Genomic DNA, 16,180 nt, shown 5'->3' on the forward strand with positions numbered 1-16,180 from the left:
AAACTACGACCTCGACGTCTTCGTCCAGCCCGAAGCGGTGAATGTGGCCGAAGAGGCATCGCTGTCGACGACGACCCCGCCCTGGCCCACGACGCGGATGCGAGTCACCGACACACCACGTCCCAGGGTGTTGCCATCGGTCGAGTAGCGCCACCGGAGGGTCTGCTGCCCGCCGGCCAGGTCGGCGCGGGCCTGGACCCACCGCCGCTCCCCCGGGGTGCCGCTGACCGAGCCGTCCTCCTCGCCCGTGCGCGTGTCGCCGGGGTGCCGGATCTCGAGCGGGACGAGCGTCCAACTGGTGCCGTCCGTCGAGGACTCCAGACGGAGGACGTCGGTCTCCTCGGTCTCCGCCACCAGGTCGAAGCCGAGGCGGGCACCGGTCGCCGGGAGGGTCAGCGGCACCGACAGGACCGCGTTGGTGGCGTGGAGCGGCTCGGTCTCCCATGCGACGTGGTTACCGCGCGGGGTGATCGGGAGCGCCCGACCCAGGCCACCGGCCCACTCCTGACGCGCGACGTTGATGCTGCCCCACGCCCGCGACGGGTGCACGCGGTTGGTGAGCAGGATGGCGAACGAGCGCGAGGAGAAGTCGATGACGATCGACGTGCCTGTGTAGCCGGTGTGACCGGCAGTGCGCGGGCCGCTGAGGGCGTCCATGTACCAGACCTGGTTGAGCTCGAAGCCGAGCCCGTGGTCGTCCCCGGGGAAGGCCTCGTTGAAGTTGGTGATGAGCAGCGAGACGCTCTTGCGGTCGAGGATCCTCGCGCCGCGATAGGTGCCGCCGTTGAGGAGGGCCTGAGCGAGGATCGCCATGTCATCGGCCGTCGAGAACACGCCGGCGTGACCGGCGACCCCTTCGAGGGACCACGCGTTCTCGTCGTGCACCTCACCCCAGACCATGCCGCGAGCGGGGACGGCCTGGTACTCCGTCGCCGCCGTGCGCTCCTTGACCGCGGGGTTGTAGCCCGTGTCCGTCATACCCAGCGGCTGGGTGAGCCGCGCGGCGACGACCTCGTCGAGCGACTGGCCCCGCAGCCGCTCGACGAGCACGCCGAGCGTGATGAGGTTGAGGTCGCTGTAGAGATAGACCGTGCCCACGGGGTTGGTGAGCGGCTGGTTCATCACGGCAGCGATGCGAGCGGCCTTGGTGGCGTACCTGCTGTAGAGCGGCAGCCACGACGTGAACCCGCTCGTGTGGGTCAGCAGGTGGCGGATCGTCACCGACCCCTTGCCCGCCGCGGCGAACTCGGGCAGATAGGTCGCGACCGGCGTCTCCAGCCCGACGCGCCCCTCCTCGATGAGCTGGACGACGGCAATCGACGTGAACAGCTTCGAGACCGAGGCCATGTCGAAGATGGTGTCGCGCCGCATCGGCACCCGCTCGCTCTCCGGGAGCTCCTCGGTCGCGTTGCGGTAGCGGAGGGCGTAGCCGCCGACCTGCGTGGCGACGACCACGCCGTCGTGAGCCATGAGCCCGACGTGTCCGGGATAGAGCGGCCGGCCACCGGCCGGAGCGACCTGGTGACTGAGGACCTGCCGCTTGGCGACCTCGATGGGCGCGGGGTCGAGCCCCACCGACTGGGGCGTGCCTTCACGCAGCACGGTCGACGGCGGGGCGAAGCCGGTGAACGGGCGGGTGAAGTCGTCGGCTCGTGCCGCGACCACACCCGGAGCGAAGAGAGCCGTGCCTGCGGCCAGCCCACCACCCAGGACAACACGTCGTGACAGGTTCATCGGGTCGGACCTCCATAGATGAGGAAGGGCTGCCGGCGGGCGTCGAAGGCAGCGAGCTCGTCCTTCCAGGCGCCCATGACGGTCTCGACGTCGGCGCCTGCAGTGATCTGGTCCCGCAGTCTCGTCGAGCCGCTCAGCTTGTCGATCCAGTAGGGACGAGCCGGGTCATAGGCGTCGTAGCGCCACTGGAAGTCGGTGTAGATCGACCTGGCCGCGACGAGCATCTCGACACCCACGCGCATCGGGTCGATGGCCGAGGGTTCGACGATGTGGACCTGCACGCCACCGCACACCTTGCCGACGTGCTTGTTGAACGTCGGCGTGAAGTACGCCTCGCGGAAGGCGACACCGGCGACGTCGCGACCGGCGAGCCGCTCGGCCCACTTGTAGTCGACGTAGGGCGCTCCGATGAGCTCGAACGGGCGGGTCGTGCCACGGCCCTCCGAGAGGTTCGTGCCCTCGAACATGCCCGTTCCCGGATAGACGAGTGCGGTGTCGGGGGTCGGCATGTTGGGGCTGGGCATGACCCACGGAAGTCCGGTACCGGCATACGTGACATCGCGTCGCCAGCCCTTGCACTCGACGACCTCGAGCTTGGAGAGGCGAGCACCGTTGGTGTCGGTCGGAAGGATGATGGCGTCGAGGTAGCGGGCCATCTCGCCGACCGTCATGCCGTGGGCCTGGACGATGTTCTCGGCGCCCACGCCGGAGGTCCACGGGTCCGTCATCATCGGGCCGTAGGCCGTGCCGCCGATCGGGTTCGGGCGGTCGAGCACGGCCATCGAGGCGCCGGTCTCGACGCAGGCCTTCATCGCCGTGTACATCGTCCAGATGTAGGTGTAGAAGCGGCAGCCCACGTCCTGGATGTCGAAGACGACGGTGTCGGTGCCGGAGGCGCGGATCATCGACGCGAACTTCGCGGTGTTGGCGCCGTAGGCGTCGTAGACGGTGATGCCGGTGCGCTCGTCGACGTAGGTGTCCTCGGCCTCACCGGCCTGGGCGGTGCCGCGGAAGCCGTGCTCCGGTCCGAAGACGCCGCGGATGTCGACCGTGCCGGCGTCGTGCATCTCGTCCACGATCGTGCGCAGGTTGAGCAGGACACCGGTCGGGTTGGTGATGATGCCGACCTTGCGGCCGGCGAGCACGGACCAGTTGGCGGCTGCCGCGACGTCAGCACCCGGGGTCACCTTGCGGTTGGGGTCGTTCGCGGTCGACGTGTATGCCGTGGTGCGGCCGAGCGTGCCCGCTGAGGCCGGCGTCGCGGCGAGTCCGAAGGCGGCGGCTCCGGCGACGCCGGCTCCGCCTGTGAGGAGCTGGCGGCGGTTGGGACTGGTCATCGAAATCTCCATTTCAACTCGTCCTGTGTGCCTGAGCGCGACCTCTGGCTCGCGCTCAGACACACAGGGCGGGGGTGGTTGGTGGGTGTGGAGTTGTGTGTGGTCGCTCAGTACGAGAGGCCGTGGCCGAACGGGTACAGCACCGTCGTCGGGTCACCCTTGGCGGGGATGTCGACGGGGAGCTTGCCGGTCGGGGTGACGGCACCGGTGATGAGCCGGGCTGCGGCCTCCATCGACACGGCGTTGTAGGAGTAGGTCGCGAGGTAGGTGCGCGTGCCCGGCAGGTAGGCGATGTCGTAGGGATCGCGCGTGGCGACGACGACGACCGGGACACCGGTGTCCTGCAAGGACCTGACGAGCTTCTGCTGGCCGCCCCGCTTGTCCGTGACGGCTGTGTCCCACGCCTTCATGGTCGTCACGACCACGTAGTCCTTGCCCGCCGCAGCGGCGGTCGCCGCGGCGATCTGTGCATCCGTCGGCGAGGCGCCGGTCGTCACCCGCGCGCTCGTCGTGCCCGCCCTGGTCAGGCCTGCCGCCAAGGTCGTCGTGGCGACGTCGCCATAACCGGTGACGAGGACGTTCTTGCCGGCGGCGGCGATGGGCAGCACTGCATCATCGTTGCGCACCAGCGTTCCGGTGCGGTTCGTCACGGCGTCGGCGGCGGCGAGGTGTTCCTGGGTGCCCACGACGGAGCCGATGGCGGCCGGGTCGACCATGTGGTCCGCGACGATCCCACGACGCACCTTCTGCTCGAGGACCCGGCGCACCTTGGCGTCGAGGTCGGCCTTGCTGATGCGTCCGCTCTGCACAGCCGCGACGACCGCCGGGAAGGCCTTGACCATCGACGGGGTCATGAGCAGCTGGTCGGCGCCGGCCTCGAGCGAGCGCACGGCGACCTCGGCGTCGCTGTACAGCTCTCGCACGCCCGCCATCTCGAGGGAGTCGGTGATGATGACGCCCTTGTAGCCGAGCTCCTTGCGAAGCAGGTCGGTGAGGATCGGCTTGCTGAGAGTCGCGGGGTTGCCGGAGTCGTCGAGGGCCGGGAAGGACAGGTGGGCGGTCATGATCATGTCGATGCCCTGGGCGATGGCGGCCTTGAACGGGGGCGCGTCCATCTGGTCCCACTCCTCACGCGTGTGCGTGATGACCGGGAACGCCACGTGGCTGTCGGTGGCGGTGTCGCCGTGGCCCGGGAAGTGCTTGGCGCTGGCCGAGACCCTGCCGTCCTCCTGGTAGCCGGCCACCTGCGCTGCCACCATGTCGGCCGTGAGGGCCGGGTTGCTCGAGAACGAGCGGGTGCCGATGACGGGGTTCAGCGGGTTGACGTTGACGTCGGCGACCGGCGCGAAGTTGGTGTTGACGCCGAGGGCTCGCAGCTCCTTGCCGGTGACCGCAGCGGCGGTGCGTGCGTCGGCGGTGGAACGACCTGCCCCGAGCGCCATGCTGCCGGGGAACTGGGTCGCCGGCGGACCGACCCGCGTCACGACTCCCATCTCCTGGTCGATCGAGATGCCGAGCGGGATGTCGACCTTGGAGCTCCGCGAGAGCGAGGCCTCCTGGAGCCCGTTGGACAGGGCTGCGATCTGCTGCGGGTTCTGCACGCTGTCGGTCCAGGCGAAGTAGATGACACCGCCGAGGTGGTACTTCTTCACGGCCTCGGCGGGGGTGGCGACCCCGAAGATGGCGGTGTTGCGCGGGTCCGGGGTGTTCGCGTCCTTGCCGTAGGCATACTGGACGAAGAGCTGACCGACCTTCTCCTCCAGCGTCATGCGCCCGAGAGTGGACTGGATCCACCCGTCGGGACTTGGCGGGACGGCAGCGCCTGCGGAGGTCGCCGGGATGGCACCGGCGGCGAGCGTCGCGGCGACCGCCGAGGCGATCGCGGTGCGGCGGGTGACGGACGGACGGGACATGCGACTCTCCGGTTCATCGGCGATCACGACGGTGTGAACAATTCACGCAAGTGCTCTTGATCATGGAACTTAGCCACAGAGCGGCCGCTGCGCAACCATTACCGGCAGGTCACTTGGCGACGGAGGCACCGGTCGGACGAGCGGTCCAGCTGTGCGCGAGAGGACCACGTGGAGCTGCTCGTCTCGCGAGGACCTGGTCCTCTCGGGCATGCGAAAAGGGCCCCGACACGAGGTCGGGGCCCTTCACCGTGGCGGAGGATAGGGGATTCGAACCCCTGAGGGTTTTAACCCAACGCGCTTTCCAAGCGCGCGCACTAGGCCACTATGCGAATCCTCCAACGGAGGAGGTTACCCGAGCGCTGAGGCGCCGCGAAATCCGCTCACGTCCGGCTGCGATAGCGGCTCGGGGGCACGCCCACGAGGGCGGTGAAGTCCCGGGTGAAGTGCGCCTGGTCGTACCAGCCGTGAGCCACGGCCAACTCGGTCAGCGACCCCTCGTAGCCGCCATCGAGCGCCACGACGACGTCGTGCATCCGGTGGCGCCCGAGCACCCACTTGGGCCCCACCCCGACGTAGTGGAGGAAGTCGCGCTGCAGGGTCCGTCCGGACACCCCGTGTCGCTCCTCGAGATCGCGCACCGTGACGACGGTCCGGTCCGAGAGCAGGTCCGCGACGACCCTGAGCACCCGGTCATAGCGAGCGTCCTCACCCAGATGCTCGGGGAACGCCGCCTCGACCCCACCCATCCCGGCTTCAACGTCACCGTCGAGATCGATCGCGGCGAGGGCGCGCACCACCTCGGTCGCCACCGCCGGACTCGCGGCCACCGTGCGGTCGGTCCACGCCCGTGCCGACTGACCCGTGAGCGCCGCGAGACCGCCCGGCCGGAAGCGCAGCCCGGCCACCCGTCCGCTGCCCCGGATCTCCACGTCGAAGCGGCGGGTGACGACTCCCGTGATGACGACCTCCTCGCCCGCGAGCGCCGGCCGTGGATGGTCCCCGCGCTCGACGGTGAGCGAGCACGTGGGATGGGGAAGCACCTCGCTCGCGAAGGACGCACCCTCGGGCAGGTCCCAGCGCAGCGACCAGTGGTTCTCGACCCATCGCGAGACCCCGCTCGGTCGCCGGCCAGCGGCGGACCTCGACGTGCTTGGCGAGCTCGTCGGGACGCAGGATCCCGGCGAAGGTCGCGGTGGGTTCCGTCGATGGCGGATTTGTCCTAGCAGGCACGACGTCAGCCTAGGGAGACTCGGCGACAGATGACCCCACCGACGAAGGAGACCCGGCCATGCCCGTCGCCACCCTCAAGATGCTCAGCCTGGACAGCTCCGACGCGAGCCGCGACGCCGCCTTCTGGTCGGCCGTCCTCGGCTGGGACGTCGCGGCCGAGGGCGACGGCTACGCCATGCTCACCGGGCCCGGCCACGCCCTCGGCTTCGGCACCGTGCCCGACCACGAGCCCCCGGCCTGGCCCAACGAGAACGGCAGCAAGCAGTTCCACCTCGACCTTGCCGTGGACGACCTCGATGCGGCCGCCGCCGAGTGCGTCCGCCTCGGCGCGACCCTGCCCGACGAGCAGCCCGGCGAGACCTGGCGCGTCCTGCTCGACCCGAGCGGCCACCCCTTCTGTCTCACCCAGGCCGCCAACTGGGGCTGAGTGGGCTGAACCACCCGTTCCCCTAGCCGCAGGACCGCTGACCGAGCACGATGGCGAGATGACCCACGACGGCTACGCAGCGGCATACGCCGAGTCCCTGGAGCAACCGGACGAGTTCTGGAGGCGGGCGGCGGAGCGGATCGAGTGGATCACTCCCCCGACGACGGTCCTCGACGACAGCAACCCACCGCTCTACCGCTGGTTTCCCGGCGCCACCCTCAACACCTGCTTCAACGCGCTCGACCGGCACGTGCGCGACGGCCGCGGCGAGCAGCCGGCGCTCATCCACGACAGTCCCGTCACCGGGACGCAACAGACCATCACGTATGCAGGCCTGCTGGCTCGCGTGGCGACCTTCGCCGGTGCGATGGCGAGCCTGGGCGTGGAGAAGGGCGACCGCGTCGTCATCTACATGCCGATGGTCCCGGAGGCGGTCGTCGCGATGCTCGCCTGCGCCCGTCTCGGCGCCATCCACTCGGTGGTGTTCGGTGGCTTCGCGCCGGCGGAGCTGGCCGCGCGCATCGAGGACGCACAGCCCAAGGTGGTCGTCGCCGCGAGCTGTGGCATCGAGCCGAGCCGGGTCGTCGAGTACAAGCCGATGCTCGACGCCGCCCTCGACCGCAGCTCGCACAAGCCCGAGTCCGTCATCGTGCTGCAGCGCGAGCAGGCCCGGGCCGCGGTCGGCGAGCGCGACACCGACTGGGAGGAGCTGGACTGGGACGAGCTCGTCGCCGACGCCGAACCCGCCGACTGCGTCGAGGTCGCGGCGACCGACCCGCTCTACATCCTCTACACCTCCGGCACGACCGGCCGTCCCAAGGGCATCGTCCGCGACAACGGTGGTCACGCCGTCGCGCTGCGCTGGTCGATGGACAACATCTATGGCATCGACCCGGGCGACGTGTGGTTCACCGCGAGCGACGTCGGGTGGGTCGTCGGCCACTCCTACATCGTCTATGCACCACTGCTCACCGGCGCGACCACCGTTCTCTACGAGGGCAAGCCGGTCGGGACCCCTGACGCCGGCGCGTTCTGGCGGCTCATCGCGGAGCACAAGGTGCGGGCGATGTTCACCGCACCCACGGCATACCGAGCCATCAAACGTGACGACCCGCGGGGTGAGCTGATGCGCCAGCACGACCTCTCGTCGCTGAAGGCGGTCTTCCTCGCGGGTGAGCGGCTCGACCCAGACACCTACGAGTGGGCGACCTCGATGCTCGGTGTCCCCGTCGTCGACAACTGGTGGCAGACCGAGACCGGCTGGCCGATCGCGTCGAACCTGCGAGGGCTCGAACCGATGCCGCTCAAGCCGGGCTCCCCGTCGGTTCCGGTGCCGGGGTATGCCGTGGTGATCCTCGACGAGTCCGGCGCACCCCTGCCGGCCGGCCAGGAGGGCGCGATCTGCCTCAGGCTGCCGATGCCGCCGGGGACGCTGCCGACGCTGTGGGGCGACGACCAGCGCTTCGTCGACGGCTACCTGTCGACCTTCCCCGGCTACTACGTGTCGGGTGACGGTGGCCACGTCGACGAGGACGGCTACCTCTATGTCATGGGGCGGACCGACGACATCCTCAACGTCGCCGGACACCGGCTGTCGACCGGCTCGATCGAGGCGGCGCTCGCCGGCCACCCCGACGTCGCCGAGTGCGCGGTCATCGGTGTTGCCGACGAGCTCAAGGGCCAGGTGCCTCGCGGGCTCGTCGTCCTCAAGGGCGGGGTCGACGGCTCGGGCGCCGAGGGCGAGCGGATCTGCGCCGAGCTCGTGCAGCGGGTGCGTGACGAGGTCGGCCCCGTGGCCGCGCTGCGCCAGGTCGACGTCGTCGCCGCCCTGCCCAAGACCCGCTCCGGCAAGATCCTGCGCAAGACGATGCGCGAGCTCGCCGACGGCCGCACGCCGGTCGTGCCGGGCACGATCGAGGACGCGAGCGTTCTTGAGACCCTCGCGCAGGTGCTGCGACGCTCCACCTAGCCTGACCGCGTGCAGGGAGTCTTCACGGGGTTCGCGACGATCGCCGTCGTCATCGGCGTCGGCGCCCTGCTGGCACAGCTCCGCATCCTCGACCTCACCGCCCAGCGGATCCTGTCGCAGGTGTCGTTCTTCGTCGGGTCGCCGGCGCTGATGGTGATCACCCTGGGCCGGGCGGACGTCGAGGACGTGCTGTCGGCCAACCTCGTCGCCACGACCGTGGCCGTCCTCGTCCCCGTGGTCATCTATGTCGTGCTCGCTCGTTTCGTCTGGCACCGGCGCCTGGGTGACGCGACGATCGGAAGTCTCTGCGCGGCATACGTCAATGCAGGGAACCTCGGAATCCCGGTGGCGAGCTATGTCCTCGGCGACGCGTCGTATGTGGCGCCGACCCTGCTCTTCCAGATGCTCGTGCTGCAGCCCGTCGCGCTGGCGCTGCTGGATGCGGACGGTGCCACTGGCGCACCACCGTTCCTGCGGCTCATCAGTCGCCCGTTCACGAACCCGCTCACCGTCGGGTCACTCCTTGGCGTGCTGCTGTCGGTGACCGGCTGGACCCTGCCCGAGTTCGTCGGCAACCCGCTCGAGCTCCTCGGCAACCTGGCGGTCCCGGCGATGCTCATCGCCTACGGCATCGCCCTGCGGCTCGGCCCCGGGTTGGGCGCCGGTGGGTCGGTGGCCGAGCTAGCCACGACGTCCCTGCTCAAGCTCGTCGTCCAGCCGGCGGTGGCCTATGCCGTGGCGCACTTCGCGCTCGGGGTCGACGGACAGGCCCTGCTCGCCATCGTCGTTTGCTCGGCGCTGCCCACGGCGCAGAACATCTTCGTCCACGCCACGCGCTACGACCGGGCGACGGTGCTCGCGCGCGACACGATCCTCATCACGACGATGGGCTCGGTGCCGGTGATCCTCGTGGTCGCTGCTCTGCTGGGCTGACCGACCGCGCCGGTGATTCCCGTCGCAGCCCGCGAGGAGTGTGCAGGCACCTATCCTGAGCCGATGTGGGGAGCCGCGCTCATGGGGGACAAGGCGACCGACGTCGGGATCGGGCACGAGCGCCTGCGGACCGGAGCGACGGTCATCACGGCGGTGCGCACCATCGCCTCGGGTGCGGTGGCCGCGTGGGCCGTGCACGACCGCAGCCTGACCCTTCTCGTCGTCGCCCTCGGTGTCTACTGGGTCGGCGACATGCTCGACGGTGCCTGGGCCCGCGTGCGTGGGTGCGAGACCCGGATCGGCGCCGTGCTCGACATCTTCTCGGACCGCTTCAACGCCGGCGCGTTCTACCTCGGTCTCGCCTGGCTGGAGCCCGAGCTGGCACCCGCGGTGTTCGTCTATCTCGCCGAGTTCATGGTGGTCGACAGCTTCCTGTCGCTGGCCTTCCTCGCGTGGCCGATCCGCAGCCCCAACTACTTCTACGTCGTCGACCGGCAGATCTGGCTGTGGAACTGGTCCAAGCCCGCGAAGGCCGTCAACAGCGCGCTCTTCGCAGTGCTGCTGCTCGTCACGGGGTGGATGTGGCTCGGGCTGGCCATCGCCCTGGTCCTGCTCGCGATGAAGTCCTGGTCCCTGGCACGCTTGCTGCGCCTCGGCCTCCCGGTCCCCACGGCCCCCTCCGGCGCGGACCGGTCGTCGGGGTCACCGCATGTGGCTTGACTCCTTCGGGATCGCCGGGTGCGCGGTCGCGTCGGCCCTCGTGCCCATCATCAACATCGAGGCGATCATCGCGCTCGCGGCCTCGCAGGACCGGGCACCGGGGTGGCTCATCGTCGCTGCCGCCGCCATCGGGCAGATGGTGGGCAAGCTCTTCTGGTACTACGGCGGGCGAGAGCTCGACCGCTTCGCCTTCGTGTCCCGCCGCATGCAACGACCCCGGGCCCGCGCGGCCATGGTGCGCTGGCAGGCTCGCACCGAGGGTCGGCCCTGGTTCACGGCCGGCCTCCTGCTCGTCTCCGCCGTCGCCGGCATACCTCCGTATGCCGTGATGGCGGTGGTCGCGGGCGCGTTGCGGGTGCGCCTGCCGGTCTTCCTCCTCACCGGGCTCGTCGGCCGAGCCCTCCGCTTCTGGGCCGTCGTCGGGGGTATGACAACGGTCCAGTCGTGGTGGTGAGGCCGCCCCGCACCGGCTCAGAAGGTGCCGATGGCGCGCCGATGCTGCCGTGGCTGGGGTGGCGGCGCGAAGGTGTCACTGCTAGGAACGACTCATGAATCGTCGCGTGCTGCCCTCCCTCGTCGCTGGCCTCGTCCTGGCCTCCACCACCGCTGCCGTCGCTGCCGCGGGGTCCTCTGTCGCCGTGGCCCAGCCTCCGACGCGGGCGCCTCAGGAGATCGTGGCGCTGCGTGACATCGACCCGACGATCGTCCACGAGATCCGCTACACGACCAACCACAACTTCGTGGGTGAGCGCATCGACGCCTACCGCGCACCGCTCTGCCTGCTCACCCGCCCTGCTGCCGAGGCACTGGCCCGGGCGCAGGACGCGCTCCGACCCCGAGGCCTCACCCTCAAGGTCTACGACTGCTACCGCCCGCAGAGCGCGGTCGACCACTTCGTCCGCTGGGCCGAGGACCTCGACGACGAGCAGATGAAGCCGGAGTTCTATCCACGGGTGGAGAAGTCACGCCTGTTCGAGGACGGCTACATCGCCGCGAAGTCCGGCCACTCCCGGGCCAGCACCGTGGACCTCACGATCCAGCCCGTCGACGGCCCCAAGGTGCCGGCACCGCACTCGCCGAAGCCCGCCGGGTCCTGCTTCGGACCGGTCGCGGAGCGGGTGCCCGACGCCTCGCTCGACATGGGCACGGCCTACGACTGCTTCGACGTCCTCTCGCACACCGCGAACCCGGCGTTCACGGGTGAGGTGCGCGAGAACCGCGACCTGCTCGTCGACGTGCTCGCGGCCGAAGGCTTCGCCAACTACGAGAACGAGTGGTGGCACTTCACCCACCGCCCCGAGCTGTTCCCGGACACGTTCTTCGACTTCCCCGTCTCACGAGCATCGCTGACCTCACGCTGATCGCGGGAGTTCTCGGGTCATGATGGGGCGATGATCTCTCTCGACCTCGCCCGCCGACTGGTTCACGACGCGGGCGTGCTGTGGGAACCGGCGGCGGGCGACCGCTTCGTCATCGACGCCCAGCTCCTCACCGACGAGGTGTTCTGGATCAGCAACCTCACGGTCGAGCCGCAGCACTTCGCGGACCAGACCGTCCTCGGCTTCAACGGCACGACCGAGTGGGCGCTCGACTCGGTCAGCCTCGACCAGTCGCTGTGGCTGCCCCGTGAGGACCAGCTGCGCACGCTGCTCGGAGACCGGCTCGAGGCACTGCGTCGCACGCCGGAGGGCTGGGAGGTGACGTATGCCGCGAGCGATGGCTCGCGGCATACTGTCACCGACCCGGACGTCGAGTGCGCCTACGCAACGGCCCTGCTCAGCCTCTGAGCGATCAGCTGCGCCGCCTCTGGTGCCACCCGCGCACAACGTGACCAGCCGCGCACCGATGGGTGCGCGACTGGTGCGTTCGTGCGCGGCCGGTGGGGAACGTGCTGGTCAGCGGCGGCGGGTCCCGAAGAGCGAGCGGGTGATCTCGCGACCGATGACGGTTCCGGCCGACCGCAGCGCCGACTTGAAGGCGCTGGACTTGACGACCTGCTCCACCAGGCCGGGGTCCTCCTTGGGCACCGTGGTCTTCTTGGCGGCCTTCGGTGCGGGCGCCTGCTGGGGCGCGGCCTCGGCCGGGGCCGCAGCCACCCGGGCAGCGAGCAGCTCGAAAGCCGACTCGCGGTCGGCCACAGCGGCATACTTCGCGCCGATGGCCGAGGCGGCGACCGTCTGGTCGAGCACTGCCTCGGACGACGGGGCCATGAGCGACTGCGGCGCGCGCATCCGCGTCCACGCCACCGGTGTCGGGGCGCCCTTCTCGGAGAGGACGGTGACGACCGCCTCGCCGGTGCCGAGCGAGGTGAGGAGCTTCTCGAGGTCGTACTGGCTGTGCGGGTAGGTCCGCACGGCCGACTTGAGGGCCTTGGCGTCGTCCGGCGTGAAGGCGCGCAGGGCGTGCTGCACGCGGTTGCCCAGCTGCCCGAGCACTCCCGAGGGGACGTCCTTGGGTGACTGCGTCACGAAGAAGACGCCGACCCCCTTGGAGCGGATGAGGCGGACGGTCTGCTCGATCGCCTCCTGGAAGGCCTTGCTCGCGTCGGCGAAGAGCAGGTGCGCCTCGTCGAAGAAGAAGACGAGCTTGGGCTTGTCGACGTCGCCGACCTCCGGCAGGTCGTGGAACAGGTCCGCGAGCATCCACATGAGGAAGGTCGAGAAGAGCGCCGGACGGTCCTGCACGCCGGGCAGCTCGAGGCAGGTGACGAGCCCCTTGCCGTCGCTGGACAGGCGCATCAGGTCCGCGGTGTCGAAGGCCGGCTCACCGAAGAAGGCGTCGGCGCCCTGGTCCTCGAAGGCGATGAGCTCGCGCAGGATGACCCCGGCCGTCGCGGACGAGAGGCCACCGAGCGCCTTGAGCTCGGGCTTGCCCTCGTCGCTCACGAGGTGGCTGATGACGGCGCGCAGGTCCTTGAGGTCGAGGAGCGCGAGGCCGTTCTTGTCGGCGTAGTGGAAGACGAGCCCGAGGCTCGACTCCTGGGTGTCGTTGAGGCCGAGGACCTTGGAGAGCAGGGTCGGCCCGAAGTCGGTGATCGTCGCGCGGATCGGCACGCCCTTGCCGACGCCACCTAGTGAAAGGAACTCCGTCGGGTATGCCGTTGCCTGCCAGTCCTGCCCGACGTCCTGGGCCCTCGCTGTGGTCCGGTCACTGGCCTCTCCGGGGCTCGCCATGCCGGACAGGTCGCCCTTGATGTCGGCGAGGAAGACCGGGACGCCCTGCGCACTGAGCTGCTCGGCCATGAGCTGCAGGGTCTTCGTCTTGCCGGTGCCGGTGGCCCCGGCGACGAGGCCGTGGCGGTTGAGGACGGCGAGCGGGATGCGCACCGGGGTGTCCGGGTGCGCGGAGTCGTCGATGACGGCCGCACCGAACTCGAGGGCCGGGCCCTCGAACGTGTAGCCCGCACGGATCTCGTCCAGGTGCGCCGAACCCTTGTCCCCGGCGCCCCCAGCGGAGCCCCCAGACGCAGGTGCCGCGGCCTCGGGGGCCGGGGGTGTGGGAGGAGTGGCGGGCTGCTCGGGCGTCGCGTTCTCGGTCACCCTCGGCACTCTAGTGCGAGCGCTCGGCGAGCCGACGGCATACGCCGCTTGCGTGCGTCCCGAGGGCGAGCTGTTCGCTCAGGAGTCCTTCCCTGAGCTGAATGCTGCGTCAAACGCGGCCTCTGGTGGTTCGAAGGCGAGGCGCCGCACGAAGCCGACCGCCTCGGCGGCACCGACGAGCCGGTCCATGCCGGCGTCCTCCCACTCGACCGAGATGGGGCCGGAGTAGCCGATGGCGCCGAGAGTCCGGAAGCAGTCCTCCCAGGGCACGTCGCCGTGGCCGGTCGAGACGAAGTCCCAGCCGCGCCGGGGGTCGTTCCACGGCAGGTGCGACGACAGCCTTCCGTTGCGGCCGTTGCCCACCCGCATGCGCACGTCCTTGCAGTCGACGTGGTAGATCCGGTCCTGGAAGTCCCAGATGAACGCGGCCGGGTCGAGGTCCTGCCACACCATGTGCGAAGGGTCCCAGTTGAGACCGAAGGCCGGGCGGTGGCCGATCGCCTCGAGGGTGCGCACCGTCGTCCAGTGGTCATAGGCGATCTCGCTCGGGTGCACCTCGTGGGCGAAGCGCACCCCGACCTCGTCGAAGACGTCGAGGATGGGGTTCCACCGGTCCGCGAAGTCCTGGTAGCCAGCCTCGATCGTCTCCGCCGACACCGGCGGGAACATCGCGACGTACTTCCAGATGGCTGAACCGGTGAAGCCGATGACCGTGTCGACGCCGAGCTTGGCGGCGGCACGCGCGGTGTCAGCCATCCGGGCCGCTGCGCGCTGGCGCACACCCTCGGGATCGCCGTCACCCCAGATGTCCGACGGCAGGATGTCCTGGTGCCGTTGGTCGACGGGGTCGTCGCAGACAGCCTGTCCCACGAGGTGGTTCGAGATGGCCCAGACCCCGAGTCCGTGACGCTCGAGGATCTCGCGACGCCCGGCGACGTAGTCATCCTCGGCCAGGGCGCGGTCGACCTCGAAGTGGTCGCCCCAACAGGCAAGCTCCAGCCCGTCGTAGCCCCACGAGGCGGCCAGTCGGCACACCTCCTCGAACGGCAGGTCGGCCCACTGGCCCGTGAACAGGGTGATCGGTCGTGCCACGTCAGTCCTCCAATGTGTTGCGTCGGAACCGGTCCACCGTCCGTGGCAGCCGGTCACGTCCTGGTCGTCGAGTCGGGCGGTGGGTCGAGGGTGGTGCGAGGTGCGTCAGCCGATGGCGGGCGGGGTGATCGGGGTCCACGCGGCCCCGCTCGCCGCACTCGTCTCGACTGCCTCGAGGACGCGTTGGACGCCGAGACCGTCGGCGAACGACGGCGACGGGTCGGTGCCTGCCGCGATCGCGGTGAGGAAGTCGGCTGCCTGGTGCGTGAAGCCGTGCTCGTAGCCGAGACCGTGACCCGCCGGCCACCACGCGGCGACGTAGGGGTGGTGGGGTTCGGTGACCTGGATGCGGCGGAAGCCGGGCTCGTCGGCGTCGGCCTCGTAGACGTTGAGGACGTTCATGTCCTCGAAGTCGAAGGCGATGCTGCCGCGGGTGCCGTTGAGCTCCAGCCGGATCGCGTTCTTGCGGCCGGTGGCGAAGCGGGTGGCCTCGAAGGAGGCGATCGCCCCACCGGCGAAGCGGCCGATGAACACGGTCGCGTCGTCGACGGTCACCTGTCCGGTCCCGGACCCTGCCGTCGCCGACAGACCGCTGGAGGACCGGGGCAGCGGGCGCTCCTTGACGAAGGTCTCGGTGAGCCCGCTGACCCCGGCCAGCCGGTCACCGGTGATGAACTGCGTGAGGTCGATGACGTGGGCACCGATGTCGCCCAGCGCGCCGGAGCCGGCGCGTTCCTTCTGCAGCCGCCAGGTGAGCGGCGACTCCGGGTCGACGAGCCAGTCCTGGAGGTACTGCGCGCGCACGTGGCGCACCTCCCCGATCCGGCCGTCCGCGACGAGCCGCTGCGCGAGGGCGATGGCCGGCACGCGGCGGTAGGTGAAACCCACCATGCTGCGTATGCCGTCCACCCTCGCCCGCTGCGCCGCCTCCGTCATCGTCTCGGCCTCCTCCACGGAGTTGGCGAGCGGCTTCTCGCACAGGACGTGCTTGCCGGCCGCGAGGGCCGCGAGCGCGATCTCGGCGTGCGTGTCGCCCGGCGTGCAGATGTCGACGATGTCGACGTCGTCACGCGCGATGGCGGCGCGCCAGTCGGTCTCCACCGACTGCCAGCCGAAGCGTCGGGCCAGGTCGCCCGCCGCCTCGGCGTCGCGGCCGCACACGACCCTGAGCTCCGGCACGACCGCGGGGTCGAAGAAGCTCCGGGCGTTGCGCCAGCCCTGCGAGTGCGCCTGCCCCATGAAGGCGTAGCCGATCATGGCGACGCCGAGTGGCTGGGTCTCCATCA

General features: G+C 70.1%; 14 protein-coding genes and 1 tRNA gene. 7 read left to right on the forward strand and 8 right to left on the reverse strand.

All coding sequences use genetic code 11. From position 1 onward, the window contains the following. Nucleotides 1-3: 3 nt before the first annotated feature. The 5 genes from ACFQW8_RS05670 to ACFQW8_RS05690 all read right to left on the reverse strand — a co-directional run bounded on the left by ACFQW8_RS05670 (nucleotide 4) and on the right by ACFQW8_RS05690 (nucleotide 6,243). Nucleotides 4-1,734 carry a serine hydrolase gene (locus ACFQW8_RS05670; RefSeq protein ID WP_380085997.1) on the reverse strand — a complete coding sequence of 577 codons (1,731 nt, stop codon included), beginning with the start codon at nucleotides 1,732-1,734 and terminating at the stop codon, nucleotides 4-6. Continuing rightward, nucleotides 1,731-3,071 carry an exo-beta-N-acetylmuramidase NamZ family protein gene (locus ACFQW8_RS05675; protein WP_380085998.1) on the reverse strand — a complete coding sequence of 447 codons (1,341 nt, stop codon included), beginning with the start codon at nucleotides 3,069-3,071 and terminating at the stop codon, nucleotides 1,731-1,733. The genes ACFQW8_RS05670 and ACFQW8_RS05675 overlap by 4 nt, the downstream gene beginning before the upstream one ends. 107 nt (nucleotides 3,072-3,178) lie before the next feature. Beyond that, nucleotides 3,179-4,984, reverse strand: a complete 1,806-nt coding sequence (locus tag ACFQW8_RS05680) for a glycoside hydrolase family 3 protein (protein WP_380085999.1) — start codon at nucleotides 4,982-4,984, stop codon at nucleotides 3,179-3,181. Nucleotides 4,985-5,233: 249 nt separating this feature from the next. Next, nucleotides 5,234-5,321 (reverse strand) — tRNA-Ser (locus ACFQW8_RS05685). 43 nt (nucleotides 5,322-5,364) lie between these two features. Beyond that, the gene (locus ACFQW8_RS05690) at nucleotides 5,365-6,243 is read right to left on the reverse strand and encodes a DUF6597 domain-containing transcriptional factor (protein WP_380088596.1); all 879 of its coding nucleotides are present in this window, start codon (nucleotides 6,241-6,243) and stop codon (nucleotides 5,365-5,367) included. A gap of 29 nt (nucleotides 6,244-6,272) precedes the next feature. Here ACFQW8_RS05690 and ACFQW8_RS05695 point away from each other — a divergent pair, with 29 nt between their 5' ends. The 7 genes from ACFQW8_RS05695 (at nucleotide 6,273) to ACFQW8_RS05725 (ending at nucleotide 12,050) form a co-directional block, all read left to right on the forward strand. Then, a complete protein-coding gene (locus ACFQW8_RS05695) occupies nucleotides 6,273-6,641 on the forward strand; it encodes a VOC family protein (RefSeq protein WP_380086000.1) in 369 nt (122 codons plus the stop codon). Nucleotides 6,642-6,699: 58 nt separating this feature from the next. Continuing rightward, nucleotides 6,700-8,610: a propionyl-CoA synthetase gene (locus ACFQW8_RS05700; protein ID WP_380086001.1), complete on the forward strand. Its 1,911-nt coding sequence runs from the start codon at nucleotides 6,700-6,702 to the stop codon at nucleotides 8,608-8,610. A gap of 9 nt (nucleotides 8,611-8,619) precedes the next feature. Beyond that, nucleotides 8,620-9,543: an AEC family transporter gene (locus tag ACFQW8_RS05705; RefSeq protein ID WP_380086002.1), complete on the forward strand. Its 924-nt coding sequence runs from the start codon at nucleotides 8,620-8,622 to the stop codon at nucleotides 9,541-9,543. Between the two features lie 63 nt (nucleotides 9,544-9,606). Continuing rightward, entirely contained in the window at nucleotides 9,607-10,263 is a 657-nt protein-coding gene (locus ACFQW8_RS05710; protein WP_380086003.1) for a CDP-alcohol phosphatidyltransferase family protein, read from the forward strand. After that, nucleotides 10,253-10,717: a VTT domain-containing protein gene (locus ACFQW8_RS05715; protein ID WP_380086004.1), complete on the forward strand. Its 465-nt coding sequence runs from the start codon at nucleotides 10,253-10,255 to the stop codon at nucleotides 10,715-10,717. The genes ACFQW8_RS05710 and ACFQW8_RS05715 overlap by 11 nt, the downstream gene beginning before the upstream one ends. Before the next feature lie 94 nt (nucleotides 10,718-10,811). Beyond that, nucleotides 10,812-11,624, forward strand: coding sequence for a M15 family metallopeptidase (locus ACFQW8_RS05720; protein WP_380086005.1), 813 nt, complete (start codon nucleotides 10,812-10,814; stop codon nucleotides 11,622-11,624). A gap of 30 nt (nucleotides 11,625-11,654) precedes the next feature. Further along, a complete protein-coding gene (locus ACFQW8_RS05725; protein WP_380086006.1) occupies nucleotides 11,655-12,050 on the forward strand; it encodes a hypothetical protein in 396 nt (131 codons plus the stop codon). A 108-nt stretch (nucleotides 12,051-12,158) separates the two neighbouring features. On the opposite strand, the gene ACFQW8_RS05730 is transcribed toward ACFQW8_RS05725, so the two are convergent. The 3 genes from ACFQW8_RS05730 to ACFQW8_RS05740 all read right to left on the reverse strand — a co-directional run bounded on the left by ACFQW8_RS05730 (nucleotide 12,159) and on the right by ACFQW8_RS05740 (nucleotide 16,178). Next, nucleotides 12,159-13,682 carry a helicase HerA-like domain-containing protein gene (locus tag ACFQW8_RS05730; RefSeq protein WP_380088598.1) on the reverse strand — a complete coding sequence of 508 codons (1,524 nt, stop codon included), beginning with the start codon at nucleotides 13,680-13,682 and terminating at the stop codon, nucleotides 12,159-12,161. Between the two features lie 198 nt (nucleotides 13,683-13,880). After that, nucleotides 13,881-14,894 (reverse strand): sugar phosphate isomerase/epimerase family protein, encoded by a 1,014-nt coding sequence (locus ACFQW8_RS05735; RefSeq protein WP_380086007.1) that lies wholly within the window; start codon nucleotides 14,892-14,894, stop codon nucleotides 13,881-13,883. A gap of 105 nt (nucleotides 14,895-14,999) precedes the next feature. Next, nucleotides 15,000-16,178 (reverse strand): Gfo/Idh/MocA family protein, encoded by a 1,179-nt coding sequence (locus ACFQW8_RS05740; RefSeq protein WP_380086008.1) that lies wholly within the window; start codon nucleotides 16,176-16,178, stop codon nucleotides 15,000-15,002. Nucleotides 16,179-16,180: the final 2 nt, after the last annotated feature.

It is taken from the genome of Knoellia altitudinis (genome assembly GCF_042666355.1).
Lineage (GTDB): Bacteria > Actinomycetota > Actinomycetes > Actinomycetales > Dermatophilaceae > Knoellia > Knoellia altitudinis.

Coding starts and splice junctions, on each gene's coding strand:
- ACFQW8_RS05675 (WP_380085998.1), bottom strand. CDS start 3,071: ATGACCAGTCCCAACCGCCGCCAGCTCCTCACAGGCGGAGCCGGCGTC.
- ACFQW8_RS05695 (WP_380086000.1), top strand. CDS start 6,273: ATGCCCGTCGCCACCCTCAAGATGCTCAGCCTGGACAGCTCCGACGCG.
- ACFQW8_RS05720 (WP_380086005.1), top strand. CDS start 10,812: ATGAATCGTCGCGTGCTGCCCTCCCTCGTCGCTGGCCTCGTCCTGGCC.
- ACFQW8_RS05710 (WP_380086003.1), top strand. CDS start 9,607: ATGTGGGGAGCCGCGCTCATGGGGGACAAGGCGACCGACGTCGGGATC.
- ACFQW8_RS05740 (WP_380086008.1), bottom strand. CDS start 16,178: ATGGAGACCCAGCCACTCGGCGTCGCCATGATCGGCTACGCCTTCATG.
- ACFQW8_RS05700 (WP_380086001.1), top strand. CDS start 6,700: ATGACCCACGACGGCTACGCAGCGGCATACGCCGAGTCCCTGGAGCAA.
- ACFQW8_RS05715 (WP_380086004.1), top strand. CDS start 10,253: ATGTGGCTTGACTCCTTCGGGATCGCCGGGTGCGCGGTCGCGTCGGCC.
- ACFQW8_RS05670 (WP_380085997.1), bottom strand. CDS start 1,734: ATGAACCTGTCACGACGTGTTGTCCTGGGTGGTGGGCTGGCCGCAGGC.
- ACFQW8_RS05680 (WP_380085999.1), bottom strand. CDS start 4,984: ATGTCCCGTCCGTCCGTCACCCGCCGCACCGCGATCGCCTCGGCGGTC.
- ACFQW8_RS05725 (WP_380086006.1), top strand. CDS start 11,655: ATGATCTCTCTCGACCTCGCCCGCCGACTGGTTCACGACGCGGGCGTG.